Consider the following 12,630-nt stretch of genomic DNA (forward strand, 5'->3'; position numbering starts at 1 on the left):
CGGACCGGGGTGTTCCTGTCTTCAGAACGGCAGCGCCAGGCGCTGAATCAGGTCAGGCGTAAGGCAACACAAGTTCCGCGTAACGTGCCTTGACCGTCTCAATCACAGTGTCGCCGTCGGCGTCCCAGATCTCCTGGTTGAAGATCTCGACCTCGATATCGCCCTTGTACCCGGCGTCCCTGACCCAGGTGGTGATGGTGGCGAAGTCAATGACGCCCTCGCCCATAAATCCCCTGGACAGCAGGGGGTCGGCCGCAATGGGCATGTTGAAGTCGCAGACCTGGTAGGACGCAATGCGGTTGTCCCGGCCGGCGCGTTCGATCTGCGCCTTCAGGTCCGGGTCCCACCAGACGTGGAAAGTATCCACGGCAACGCCGACGGACGCCGCGTCAAAGGGCGCCGCGAGGTCCAGCGCCTGGCCCAGGGTGGAGATCAGGGCCCGGTCAGCGGCGTACATCGGGTGAAGTGGTTCGAGAACCAGCCGGATACCGTTCCCGACGGCGAACGGGACAAGATCGGCAAGGCGGTCTGCCACGCGCTGACGGGCCGCCACCACGTCCTTCTCCCCCGGCGCCAGCCCGCCCACCACCAGGAAGAGCTCCGTGGTGTCCAGGGCGGCGGCTTCGAGGATCGCGGCGCGGTTGTCGGCCAGGGCTGCAGCCTGGCCTTCAGTGTCGGCGGCCGTCAGGAACCCGCCTCTGCACAGCGAGGAGACCCGGAGGCCGGCGTCCCTGATTAGTTTGGCGGCCTTGTCCACACCGATTTCTTCAACCCGGTCCCGCCACGGGCCGATGGCGGGGACCCCGGCGCGGACGCAGCCGTCAACAACCTGGGCCAGGGTCCATTTCTTGGTGGTCGCGCTGTTGAGTGCCAGGCGTGCGAAAGGGGACGGCTCTGCAGTGAAGGTCATACTCCCACCCCGTTGATGCGCAGGAAATCGGACATCCGGAAGGCAGCCAGGGCCGGGTCTTTCAGCAGCCCTGCCTTGTCAGCCAGCTCGAACGTTGTGGACAGGTGGCACACGGACCGGCCGGAATGGAGGCCGCCCACCATTTGGAAGCCGGGCTGCCTGCCGTTTAGCCAGGACATAAAGGCGATCCCGGTCTTGTAGTAGAACGTGGGTGCACTGAAGATGTGCTTGCCCAGTTCGCGGGTGGAGTCCAGGATGGCCCGCGCTTTGGCGTCGTCCCCGGCGTCGTAGTGCTGCAGTGCCACGGACGCAGCAGGGTAGATGGCGGCAAAGATGCCCAGCAGTGCGTCCGAGTGGTGCGTGCCGTCCCCGTCGATGAGCTCGGGGTAGTTGAAGTCGTCGCCGGTGTAGAGGCGGACGCCTTCAGGCAGCGCGGCACGCAGCGCCACTTCGTGCGACGCGTCGAGCAGCGAAACCTTCACACCGTCCACCTTGTCCGCGTTTTCCCGGATCAGCGCCAGGAACGTTTCCGTAGCCTCGGCGACGTCGTCCGAGCCCCAGTAGCCGGCCAGGGCGGGATCAAACATGGTCCCGAGCCAGTGCAGGATAACCGGCTGGTCCACCTCGTGGAGCAGCGTGGAGTACACCTTCAGGTAGTCTTCCGGACCGCCGGCAACGCGGGCGAGGGCACGGGAGGCCATCAGGATGACTTTGGGTCCGGCTTCGGACACAACGGCAATCTGCTCGCGGTAGGCCTCAAGGACGGCCCGGAGTCCGGCCTCACCGGCAGGCAGGGATTCAATGTCCAACTGGTCGGTGCCAGCACCGCAGGAGACGAGATCGCGGACCGTCTTACCGGCCGTGGCGGCGTTACCGGAGGCGACCACCGAAGCAGCCTCCACGCCGGTGCGTTTGATGAGCTGCTGGGTGGCTGTCCAGTCCAGCCCCATGCCGCGCTGGGCGGTGTCCATGGCGTCGGCCACACCCAGTCCGTAGGACCACAGTTCGTGCCGGTACGCCATGGTGGCATCCCAGTCGAGGCGGGCCGGAGCCCCGGGTGTGTTGTCCGCGAGGGCTTCGGGGATGACATGCGCGGCGGCGTAGGCGCGGCGGGAGGTGAGCGGGGCTGCGGGGCGGGCCCAGGAGGTGCCGCCCCGCAGGCGGTACTCGCGCGTGCCGCCGTCGTGCGTGGGAAGGATCAGGGAAGTCATCAGAGCGTGATCTCCGGGATGTCGATGGTGCGGCGTTCGTCGTTGGACTGCAGTCCAAGCTCGGCGAGCTGGACACCCCGGGCCGCAGACAGCAGGCCGAAGCGGTGCTCCCTGCCGGCCACAACGTCGCGGAGGAACTCTTCCCACTGCAGTTTGAAGCCGTTATCCAGCTCAGCATTCGCCGGGACGTCCTGCCACTGGTCACGGAAGGATTCGGTGACGGGCAGGTCCGGGTTCCAGACGGGCTTGGGCGTGTGCGCGCGCTGCTGCGCAACGCACTTGTTCAAACCGGCGACGGCGGACCCGTGCGTTCCGTCGATCTGGAACTCCACCAGTTCGTCGCGGTAAACGCGGACGGCCCAGGAGGAGTTGATCTGCCCGATGACCGGCTCCCCGGCAGGGGTTTCGAGTTCGAAGATGCCGTAGGAAGCGTCGTCGGCCGTGGCCTTGTACTCCTTGCCCGCTTCGTCCCAGCGGGCCGGGATATGGGTTGCAGTTTTGGCGCTGACGCTCTTGACCTTGCCGATGATGCCCTCCAGGACGTAGTTCCAGTGGCAGAACATATCCGTGGTCATGCCGCCGCCGTCTTCCTTGCGGTAGTTCCAGGACGGGCGCTGGGCCGCTTGCACATCGCCTTCGAAGACCCAGTAGCCGAATTCGCCGCGGATGGACAGAATGCGGCCAAAGAAGCCCTCGTCCACCAGGCGGCGGAGTTTGACCAGCCCGGGAAGGTACAGCTTGTCGTGGACAACGCCGGCCGTGACGCCGGCCTCCTTGCCGATGCGTGCGAGCCCGATGGCTTCCTCAAGGGTTTCAGCCGTGGGCTTTTCGGTGAAGATGTGCTTGCCCGCCAGCATTGCCTTCCTGAGCGTGGCGGCACGCAGGCTGGTCATGGAGGCATCGAAGATGATGTCCACGGTGGGGTCGGCGATCACGGCGTCAAGGTCAGTGGTCCATTCGGACACCTTGTGAAGCTCCGCAAGTTCCCGGATCCTGGCTTCATTCCGGCCCACCAGGATCGGCTCGACCTGGACTTTCGTGCCGTCCTCGAGGGTGAAGCCACCGGCATCCCGGATGGGCAGGATTGAACGCAGGAGATGCTGGCGATAGCCCATCCGGCCGGTGATGCCATTCATGGCGATGCGGATTGTTTTTGTTTCGAAGCCCATGTGTCCTCCACGGTGAGTTGTTCTCAAACTGAATGGGAAAGCGCATTCCCGCTGCCAACCATGATGCACCAGCGTGCTGATTGTTGGCAAGCGCTTTCCCAATGATTCTGAAACTGCCATACTGGTCGGGCACCATTAATTGCCCGATTCCGCCCAACAGGAGACACCGTGGTTGCAAGTACCCTCACTGAGGTGGCACGCCTGGCCGGCGTATCTCCGGCCACCGCTTCGCGCGTCCTCAACGGCTCCGCCAGGAAGCCCGGCCCGGACATCGCGGAAAGGGTACGCAAAGCTGCCGATTCCCTGGGCTACATCCCCAACGCCCAGGCCCAGGGCCTTGCCAAGTCAAGTTCGGGCCTGATCGGCCTGATCGTCCACGACATTGCCGACCCCTACTTTGCGGCCATCGCACGCGGCGTCCAGGAGGCCGCGCGGGAGCAGGGCCGCATGGTGCTGCTGGCCACCACTGCCGGTGCCCCGGCGGACGAAAAGGAAGCGGTGGCCGCCTTTGCCGCCCGCCGTGCCGATTCGATCGTGATCGCCGGATCCCGCTCCGCGCGCCCCGAGGACCAGGACGGCAATACCGAACTGGCCGCCGAACTGGACCGCTACTGCCGCAATGGCGGGCAGGTGGCGGTGGTGGGTCACGCGGTGGTCGGCGCGTCGGTTTCCGAGGGGTACCACGTACTCACCGTGCCCAATGAGGAGCTGGCCGCCGCACTGGCCACGGAGCTGGCCGGCTCGCGGGATGATCACTTCGTCATCATCGGCGGTCCGGACGGCCTGTTTACCTCGGACGACCGCATACGCGGATTCCAGCGCGGGCTGACCGCGGCCGGGATGCCGCCGGCAGAAGTCATCCGCACGGATTTCAACCGCTCCGGCGGGTTTGAGGCCGGCCTTGCCCTGGCGGCCCGGATCAAAGCTGCCCAGTCAGACAGCGACGCTCCGCAAGACAGCCAACGGCTCTGCATCTTTGCCGTGAACGATGTTATGGCCATCGGGGCAGCCGCGGCGCTGCGGTCAGCGGGGCTCCGCATTCCCCGGGATGCCGCCATTGCAGGCTTTGACGATATCGAGACCCTCCGTGATTTCCGCCCCGCCCTCTCCACTGTCCATCTCCCCCTGGAGGAAATCGGCCGGCAGGCCACGCGCCGGGCAGCGGGAACGGACAATGACGACGCCGCCCCGCCCGTGAGCGGTCATGTCACGCTGCGGCGAAGCACAGACGTGACCCTCCAGCCCGGCGCTGCGGACTAGCCGGCCACCATGAACCCCGGGACTCCTCCCGGCCTGTCAACGGCCGCCGCGCAGTGGACGGACGTCGAGCGACTGTTCGGCGGCCCGGGCGAGCCGTCCCGCTGCTGGTGCCGGTACTTCGCGCTCACCGGTCCTGAGTACTCCGCTCTGGATCCGGCAGCCCGGAAGGAACAGCTCAAGGAAAAGTTCGACGGCGGTTCGCCCGCGCCCGGTGTCCTCGCCTACCGTGACGGCCAGCCTGTGGGCTGGTGTGCAGTGGAGCCGCGCGAATGTTATCCACGGGTCCTTCGCTCCCGGGTCCTACGGTCGGCTGAGGCCTCGATCAGGGCGGATGCTTCAGCCGCCGCTGCCGAAGCCGCAGCACCGGACAGTTCAGATCGGACGTGGGCCATAACCTGTTTTGTGGTCGCGGCCGGACACCGCCGCAGCGGCTTGGCAGCCGCCCTGCTTCGCGCCGCCGTCGACCATGCCAGGCTGCATGGTGCGGACGTTGTGGAAGGTTACCCGGTGGACCGCGCGCAGCGGCCCAAAGCAGGCGCCGCCGACCTGTACCACGGCACGCTGGGCCTGTTCGTGGGGGCTGGCTTTGAGGTGGTCAGCACCAGCGTCCCTGGGCGGGCGGTGGTACGCCTGCGCCTCGGCGGTGGCCGCCGTCGTCAATGATGCACCGCGGCCACCGTGGCGCTGGGGCGCGGCGGGCTGACGTGCCGAGCGGGGACATGCCGGGGCTGGCTAGAGTGGCAGGATGGTGAACCGCGAGGTCCTGGCCGCGATCCGCACAGCGCTTATGGAGCAGTCCGATCCCGTACGTGCCGCGGGGGCACAGGCGTACATGAAATCTGACATCCTGTCGCTCGGTGTCAGGGTGCCCGAGGTCCGCCGCCTGGTAGTGGCCGCAGCCGCTGCCTTTCCGTTTGACTCCCCCGAACAACTGCGTGCCACCGTCCTGGAACTGTGGCGGTCAGCGCAGTGGAGGGAAGAACGATATGCCGCGATCGATCTCACCGGGCTGCGGCTGGTTGCCAAAGATCCCCTGATGCTGCCGGTGTACGAGGAAATCATCCGCACGGGAGCCTGGTGGGACTTCGTGGACGGCGTGAGCCAGCGGATCGGGGCGTTGCTGCAGGCACACCGGGCCACAATGGCACCGGTTCTGCGGACCTGGAGCACCGATGAGGACTTCTGGATCCGGCGCGCCGCCATCACCTCGCAGCTGAAGGCTAAAGGCGCAACTGATACCGGTCTGCTGCGTGAAGTGATCGAGGCCAACCTTGCCGATCCAGAGTTCTTCATCCGGAAGGCCATCGGCTGGGCGTTGCGCGAGTACGCAAAAACCAATCCTGCCTGGGTGCGGGGCTTCGTAGCGGAGCATGGCGCCCAGCTGAGCCCATTGTCCCGGAAGGAGGCCCTGCGCCATCTGAACCCCGGCGGAGCACTGGCCGGGTCCAACGAATCAAGGCAGGGCAGCTAGCCCGGCCGCCCGGGATTTCAGATGACGGGGCGCTCGATAACCGGCTCGCCCGTTTTGCGGAAGAGCCGCTTGGTGAGCGGATCCATAAAAATCAGGTACAGGCCAAAAAGCAGGCCTGTAATGGCGGCCGCAATCCGGGCCAGGACCAGGGCAAGCCCCAGATCCTCTGTCTGGAGATAGGGAAAGACTTCCAGCTGGTCGGAGATGGCGTAAATCATAAAGAACGACACGATGAAGTACAGCGCCTTGACCTGCCAGTCGTTGCGGATGCCCGTCACGGCAAACAGCGGGATCAGCCACACCACGTACCAGGACTGGATCATCGGGGCCAGCACCACCACCGCTGCGAAGGCCAGCGTCAGGCGCCGGATCAGGCGCTCGTGCTCACCCCTGAAAATCAGGAACGCGACGATGCCCACGGCCAGTACCTTGCCGGCGTCGAACACCCAGCCTGCCAGGGTCCACCCGTCGAGCCCGAACGCGTTCGAGATCGTGGCGACCACCAGGCCCACCAGCCCAACCGGCGCGTACCAGATGAAGATGCTGCCGGGGGCGGAAAGGCCGTTGATCCAGCCGAAGCCGAAGCCATTGACCAGGCTCAGGGCGTACAGCAGGGCAAGGCTTAGCCCGCCGGTGAGCGCCCAGAAGAGGAACTTTCGGCCCCAGCCGGCGTTTTTTCCGGCCCAGATCAGTCCGATGAACGGCAGGAAGACCACGGTGATGGGCTTGACGGAGATGGAGAGCGTCACCAGGACGATTCCCAGCACGACGCGTTTGGTGGCGGCGTAATACAGCCCGGCCAGCGCCAGTCCGATCATCAGGGCGTCATTGTGGACGCTGGCAATGAAGTTGGTCAGGAACAGCGGGTTTGCCGCGGTGAGCCAGAGCGCCCGGTGCGGATTGATGCCGTGGAGCTCGGCAAGCTTTGGCACGTAGATGATGCAGAGCACCACGCCGGCCAGCGCTACGAGCCGGAACAGCATCACGCTGGCTTCGGGATGGACGTTGGTGGACCACACCACAAACTGCTCAATCCAGAGGAAAAGTTGCCCGTACGGAACGGGGGCTTCGGTCCACAGCCGGTCAGCCCCAAGCTGGAAGTAGTTGGACAGCGCCGAGATGCCGTTCTCATACGGGTTGAAACCCTCCACCATCAGCCTGCCCTGGCCGATGTAGGCGTACACGTCGCGGCTGAACAGCGGGACACTGATCACCATCGGAAGTCCCCAGGCCGCGACCGCCTGCAGGGTCGCCCTGCGGGCTGCGGGTCCCCAGACCCGGACGCGCTGGCCCAGCCGAAGCCAGGCGCGCACCAGGAGCATGCCGCCGATGGCAACAAGCACAATGGACAGGGCAACCCCGATGGCCTCAGTGCGCATCCAGATAAATACCGGCACCCTGCGGAGTTCGGAGACCGGCGCCAGCCAGCCGACGCCTATTGATCCGATCGCCATAAAGACCGAGCCGAGGAAACCGGCCAGGATCGGGGAGCGGGGGTTGTCCACTTCGGCCGCAGCCGGCCCGGGGATCACAGCGGCGGCCATCTCCCCCGTTGCAGGCACACGCGCCGTCATCTCAGGATCGTCCCATCTCTTTGCTTCAGCGCTTCGGCCCGGCGGGCCGCGGCAGCCGCCCGGGCCGCGCAAGGCATGTACAGCGGCCGGAGTACCAGCCCCTCTGTACCCGAAATCCTAGCATCGGACCGTTGCACGGAAGCTAAACGGTAGGCTGGTCCGGTGCCTATATCTAACGAACGCATCGTCTGGATCGATTGCGAAATGACCGGCCTGGACATTAAGAACGACGCCCTGATCGAGGTGGCGGCGCTGGTGACAGACTCGGAGCTGAACATTCTGGGCGACGGTGTCGACGTGGTGATCAAACCCGAGGATGCCGCCCTGGCCCAGATGAACGACTTCGTCCGGGACATGCACACGCGGTCCGGGCTGTTGGAGGAACTGCCGCACGGAAAGACCATGGCCGAGGCCGAGGCCGCCGTGATGGAGTACATCGAAAAATGGGTGCCGGACCCCCGCAAGGCCCCGCTGGGCGGCAATTCCGTGGGCACCGACCGTGTCTTCCTTTCCCGCGACATGCCCGCCGTCGTCGAACACCTGCACTACCGGGTGATTGACGTCAGCACCATCAAGGAACTCTCACGGCGCTGGTACGCCCGGGCATATTTCCAGTCGCCGGCTAAGAAGGGCGGCCACCGCGCCCTCGGGGATATCAAGGATTCCATCGACGAATTGCGCTATTACCGCGAGGCCGTGTTTGTGCCGGCGCCGGGACCCGACAGCGCCACAGCACGCGGGATCGCCCAGCGGGTGACCGGCGGGGCGTCCACACCGAGAGAGTAATCTCCGTCACGTTCCAGGGAATTTTCCGTGAAAACCCCAAAAGTGGCGCAAGCATCCCTTAACAGCAGGTAAGCTATTTGAGTTGCCTTTCCAGGGGACCGGGTCACCGGAACTCCTGCAGGGCACATGGTGGGCTTAGCTCAGTTGGCAGAGCGCCTGGTTGTGGTCCAGGAGGTCGCGGGTTCAACCCCCGTAGCTCACCCTTAGAAGGCGGCAGCAGCAGCCGTCCGATTGGAGGCCGTACCGGATATCCGGTACGGCCTTCTTTTTTGCACAAATACCGGCGTTACGCCGCCCGCACGAAAGGTCATCAGCAATGACAGTTCTGCCGATCACGATCTGGGGAGAACCGGTGCTCCACCGCCGCGCCGCCGAAGTGGAAGTGTTCGACGACGAACTGCGCACCCTGATTGCCGATATGTTCGAAACCAACGACGCGGCCAACGGCGTGGGCCTGGCCGCCCCGCAGGTTGGTGTGGGTAAAAGAATCTTCGTCTATAAATTCGCCAACGACGACGGCGCTCCCCCAGCCGGAGTGCTCGTCAACCCGGTGCTGACGCTCTCCAAGGTTTCCGGTGCGCTGCCCGACCCCGATGAAGAGGAAGAAGGCTGCCTCTCTTTCCCGGGCGGCCAATACCCGCTCAAACGCGCCGAATGGGCCAAGGTGCAGGGCTTCGACGGCCACGGACAGCCGGTCGAGTTCGAAGCTACTGGCTGGTTCGCACGCGTCATCCAGCACGAGTACGACCATTTGGACGGCAAGCTCTATGTGAACCGGCTCCTGGACCGCTACTCCCGGAAGGCCATGAAGCTGGCCAAGAAGAGCGGTTGGGGCGTACCCGGACTGACCTGGATGCCCGGCGTGGACCCCGACCCGTTCGGCCACTAGGGCACACAGGCAGAGGATCCTGCCTTAACGTTCACTGTGCCGCGATGGTGGGCTGCTCCGGACACGAGTCCAGGACCCTGTTCATGGCATCCTTCTCAGGCTGGGTGACCCACAGCCCGTACGACGCCTTCACGGAGATCTGGCGGGCCACGTAGTGGCAGCGGATATTCTTGTTCTTCGGCAGCCAGGTGGCTGCGTCCCCCGCACTCTTTTGCTGGTTGGCGGGACCGTCTGCGGCGATCAGGTTGAGCGGATCGTTCGCCAGGCTGAGGCGCTGCTGCGGCGACAAGGACTGGGCGCCTTTCTGCCACGCGTCACCGAGCGCCACGACGTGGTCGATCTGGATTTCCTTGCTGCTCTCCGGTCCGCGCCGGAAATCCACGGCCTTGCCCGTGTACGGCTCCACAATGGTGCCCGAAGCGACACGGCATTTTGACCCCTCCATAAAGCCGACTGACGCGAGGTCGCGGCGGAGGATGTCATTGCGGGTATCGCAGCCGTTTCGGTCGACATCCTGCCACGCCTGCCCGAATGCCTCGCGGGAGTAGTGGTCCTTCGGTGCACGGCCTTTGACACTCAGCCCGGCCAGGGCCGCACGGGCGCTCCCCTGCGGGACGGCGTGCACGGGCACCACCGGCTTCATCCAGCTGCCGTCAAATACGGGTGCATGGCCGGGTCCGTCAGCAGCGGGCTCCGCGGCGGCGAACTGGCCGGCGGTAAAAAACCACACCGCAGACCCCAGCACGGACACCGCAAGTGCCGCGAGCAAAGCCCAGGCCTGCCGCGAGCGGCGCCGGGCACGACGGTAGGCGCCCCAACTGACCGTCATGGGCAACAGACTATTCCGGGAATCCCGTGCACCAGAAGAGCCTAGGCCACCCCACTGACAGCCGGAGGGTTATCCACAGTGGGGAGGAAGAGTGACCCGGATCTATAGCTCCCGGGACACCCGCCGGAGATCCTCTTCCGCCAGGTGGAGGAGGCTCTCCAACTGCCGGACGCGGTCCTCGCCGACATCGCCGGCAGCCAAGGCAGCTCGTGCCTGCTCCAGTAGCCTGACGGCCTCTTTGTGGTTGGCCTTGGCGACGTCGAAGGCGTGTTCAAGGGTGGTGTCGTGGAGAGTTTCGTTATCCATGGCACCAGTGTGGTCCCGATTCCCGGCTGATTCCAGCGAATCAGCCGGGAAGTCGAAACCTTGAACGGCTAAGGCGCCCTTTAGACTGCGATTGCGGCCAACGCGGCAGCCGGTTCCTTCGCGGGGAACGACGGCGGGTTGACCCCGGCCATCTCTTCCATGACCCGGACTACCTGGCAGCTGTAGCCGAACTCGTTGTCGTACCAGACGTAGAGGATGACGTTCTTGTCATTGGAGATGGTGGCTAGGCCATCCACGATGCCGGCCCGGCGTGAGCCGACGAAGTCGGTGGACACAACCTCGGGGGAATCGATGTAGTCGATCTGCTTGCGCAGGTCCGAATGCAGCGACATCTGGCGCAGGTAGTCGTTGACTTCCTCTTTGGTGGTGCCGTTTTCCAGGCTCAGGTTCAGGATGGCCAGCGACACGTCCGGGGTGGGGACGCGGATGGAGCTGCCGGAAAGCTTGCCCTGAAGTTCGGGCAGTGCCTTTGCCACAGCAGTGGCCGCGCCGGTTTCGGTGATCACCATGTTCAGCGCCGCGGAACGGCCGCGGCGGTCACCCTTGTGGAAGTTGTCGATCAGGTTCTGGTCGTTGGTGAACGAGTGGACGGTCTCAACGTGGCCGTGGATGACGCCGAACTTGTCGTTGATGGCCTTCAGGACCGGGGTGATGGCGTTGGTGGTGCACGACGCGGCGGAGACGATCTGATCCGAGTCCAGGATGCTGCCGTGGTTGATGCCGTGCACGATGTTCTTCAGCGCGCCCTTGCCCGGTGCGGTGAGCAGGACTCGGGCCGCGCCCTTGCTCTGCAGGTGCTGGGACAGGCCCTCGGCGTCGCGCCAGCGGCCGGTGTTGTCCACCACCAGGGCGTCCTTGATGCCGTAGGCGGTGTAGTCGATGGTGGCGGGGTTGTCCGAGTAGATGACCTGGACCTGCACGCCGTTGGCGGTGATGGTGTTGGCTTCCTCGTCCACACGGATGGTGCCTTCGAAGGATCCGTGGACGGAGTCGCGGCGCAGCAGGCTGGCACGCTTGGAGAGGTCCTTGTCCGAGCCGCGGCGCACCACGATGGCGCGCAGGCGCAGGCCGTGGCCGCCGCCTGCCTTTTCGATCAGGAGGCGGGCCAGCAGGCGGCCGATGCGGCCAAACCCGTACAGCACAACGTCGGTGCTGGTGCGGTTGTCAGCCCCGCGCTTGCCAACAACATCGGCCAGTTCGGCGCGGAGGAACTCCTCCAGGGAAGCGCCGTTGCCTTCAAGCTTGTACTTCTCGGTCAGGCGTGCCACGTCGATGGCTGCTGCGCCAAGTTCCAGCTCCGCCAGGGTGTTCAGCAGCGGTGCGGTTTCCTCAAGCAGGAGCTCGCTGTTGCTCATGCGGCGGGCGAACCGATGCGCTTTGAGGATGTTCATAGTGGACTTGTTGATCAGGCTGCGGCCGTGGATGCTCGTCACCACGTTATTTTCGCGGTACAGCCGGCCAATCACCGGAATCATGGCCTCGGCGAGAGCCTCCCGGCCCATCCACGTATCAAGACAAGAATCTGACGTCTGGCTCACAGAACTACCTTCCTCGGTTCAGCCGCATACGTCCTCGTATGCGGTTGTCGGCCACCTGACGTTGTCCAGGGGCTCTGGCACCGGCGGGGTTCTGCCCCGGGTGCCGTGGAGAAGCGCAAAGAAAAACCACCGGCTGCGAACGCAGACCCGGTGGCAGAACTTCTACGTTCGCTCTCTATTCTAAGCCGGGGCACCGCACTGCGGGACGCCGTGGGACGTGAAGTCACTCACATGCCCTGCGGCGGGAGGTTGTGGGATGGGTTGACCGATACGCCGGGTTCTGTGCTCCCGTGCCGTTACCAGCGCGGGAGTAGCGGCCATCCATCTACGGACGCCGTTGCCGACGCCCTCCAGCGGCCTACCCGGACACTCGGGCGGGCAGCCCTCAAACGTGTCCTGTCTGGCCTTGCTCCGGGTGGGGTTTACCTAGCCTTCCCGGTCACCCGGGAAGCTGGTGGTCTCTTACACCACCGTTTCACCCTTACCTGCTGCCTTCCGTTGCCGGCGGACGCAGGCGGTCTGTTCTCTGTGGCACTGGCCTGCGGGTTACCCCGAGTGGGTGTTACCCACCACCCTGCCCTGCGGAGCCCGGACGTTCCTCGAGCCACTTGCGTGACGCGCGGCCGCCTGGTCAACCCATCCGGAACCCAGTCTACCGGGGAAGGA

General features: G+C 65.2%; 12 protein-coding genes, 1 tRNA gene and 1 other RNA gene. 6 read left to right on the plus strand and 8 right to left on the minus strand.

Annotated elements, in window-relative coordinates; translation table 11 throughout:
• Positions 1–52: 52 nt before the first annotated feature.
• Genes IDT60_RS10820 through IDT60_RS10830 form a run of 3 tightly spaced genes read right to left on the minus strand, consistent with a single transcriptional unit; the run spans position 53 to position 3,290 of the window.
• Complete coding sequence (locus tag IDT60_RS10820) at positions 53–910, minus strand: sugar phosphate isomerase/epimerase (RefSeq protein WP_191079088.1); 858 nt, start codon at positions 908–910, stop codon at positions 53–55.
• Positions 907–2,121 carry a dihydrodipicolinate synthase family protein gene (locus IDT60_RS10825; protein WP_191079089.1) on the minus strand — a complete coding sequence of 405 codons (1,215 nt, stop codon included), beginning with the start codon at positions 2,119–2,121 and terminating at the stop codon, positions 907–909. The genes IDT60_RS10820 and IDT60_RS10825 overlap by 4 nt, the downstream gene beginning before the upstream one ends.
• A complete protein-coding gene (locus IDT60_RS10830) occupies positions 2,121–3,290 on the minus strand; it encodes a Gfo/Idh/MocA family protein (RefSeq protein ID WP_191079090.1) in 1,170 nt (389 codons plus the stop codon). Before IDT60_RS10830 ends, IDT60_RS10825 begins: the two co-directional genes overlap by 1 nt.
• A gap of 168 nt (positions 3,291–3,458) precedes the next feature.
• Here IDT60_RS10830 and IDT60_RS10835 point away from each other — a divergent pair, with 168 nt between their 5' ends.
• The 3 genes from IDT60_RS10835 (at position 3,459) to IDT60_RS10845 (ending at position 6,021) form a co-directional block, all read left to right on the plus strand.
• A complete protein-coding gene (locus tag IDT60_RS10835) occupies positions 3,459–4,550 on the plus strand; it encodes a LacI family DNA-binding transcriptional regulator (RefSeq protein WP_191079091.1) in 1,092 nt (363 codons plus the stop codon).
• 9 nt (positions 4,551–4,559) lie between these two features.
• Entirely contained in the window at positions 4,560–5,213 is a 654-nt protein-coding gene (locus tag IDT60_RS10840; protein WP_191079092.1) for a GNAT family N-acetyltransferase, read from the plus strand.
• A gap of 82 nt (positions 5,214–5,295) precedes the next feature.
• Complete coding sequence (locus tag IDT60_RS10845) at positions 5,296–6,021, plus strand: DNA alkylation repair protein (protein WP_191079093.1); 726 nt, start codon at positions 5,296–5,298, stop codon at positions 6,019–6,021.
• A 17-nt stretch (positions 6,022–6,038) separates the two neighbouring features.
• On the opposite strand, the gene mptB is transcribed toward IDT60_RS10845, so the two are convergent.
• The gene (gene mptB / locus IDT60_RS10850; protein ID WP_191079094.1) at positions 6,039–7,595 is read right to left on the minus strand and encodes a polyprenol phosphomannose-dependent alpha 1,6 mannosyltransferase MptB; all 1,557 of its coding nucleotides are present in this window, start codon (positions 7,593–7,595) and stop codon (positions 6,039–6,041) included.
• Positions 7,596–7,757: 162 nt separating this feature from the next.
• Here mptB and orn point away from each other — a divergent pair, with 162 nt between their 5' ends.
• The 3 genes from orn (at position 7,758) to def (ending at position 9,270) form a co-directional block, all read left to right on the plus strand.
• Complete coding sequence (gene orn / locus IDT60_RS10855) at positions 7,758–8,381, plus strand: oligoribonuclease (RefSeq protein WP_191079095.1); 624 nt, start codon at positions 7,758–7,760, stop codon at positions 8,379–8,381.
• 129 nt (positions 8,382–8,510) lie between these two features.
• Positions 8,511–8,583, plus strand: a tRNA-His gene (locus IDT60_RS10860).
• A gap of 114 nt (positions 8,584–8,697) precedes the next feature.
• Positions 8,698–9,270, plus strand: coding sequence for a peptide deformylase (def, locus tag IDT60_RS10865; protein ID WP_191079096.1), 573 nt, complete (start codon positions 8,698–8,700; stop codon positions 9,268–9,270).
• 31 nt (positions 9,271–9,301) lie between these two features.
• Here def and IDT60_RS10870 read toward each other — a convergent pair whose 3' ends face one another.
• From IDT60_RS10870 to rnpB, 4 genes are all read right to left on the minus strand, one after another.
• The gene (locus IDT60_RS10870; RefSeq protein WP_164199300.1) at positions 9,302–10,099 is read right to left on the minus strand and encodes an HNH endonuclease family protein; all 798 of its coding nucleotides are present in this window, start codon (positions 10,097–10,099) and stop codon (positions 9,302–9,304) included.
• A gap of 102 nt (positions 10,100–10,201) precedes the next feature.
• Complete coding sequence (locus tag IDT60_RS10875; protein WP_164199298.1) at positions 10,202–10,405, minus strand: hypothetical protein; 204 nt, start codon at positions 10,403–10,405, stop codon at positions 10,202–10,204.
• 80 nt (positions 10,406–10,485) lie between these two features.
• Positions 10,486–11,964 carry a glyceraldehyde-3-phosphate dehydrogenase gene (locus IDT60_RS10880; protein WP_191079097.1) on the minus strand — a complete coding sequence of 493 codons (1,479 nt, stop codon included), beginning with the start codon at positions 11,962–11,964 and terminating at the stop codon, positions 10,486–10,488.
• A gap of 253 nt (positions 11,965–12,217) precedes the next feature.
• An RNA gene (rnpB, locus tag IDT60_RS10885) (RNase P RNA component class A) lies at positions 12,218–12,603 on the minus strand.
• Positions 12,604–12,630 lie beyond the last annotated feature (27 nt).

Source organism: Pseudarthrobacter sp. BIM B-2242 (genome assembly GCF_014764445.1).
Taxonomy (GTDB): domain Bacteria; phylum Actinomycetota; class Actinomycetes; order Actinomycetales; family Micrococcaceae; genus Arthrobacter; species Arthrobacter luteus_A.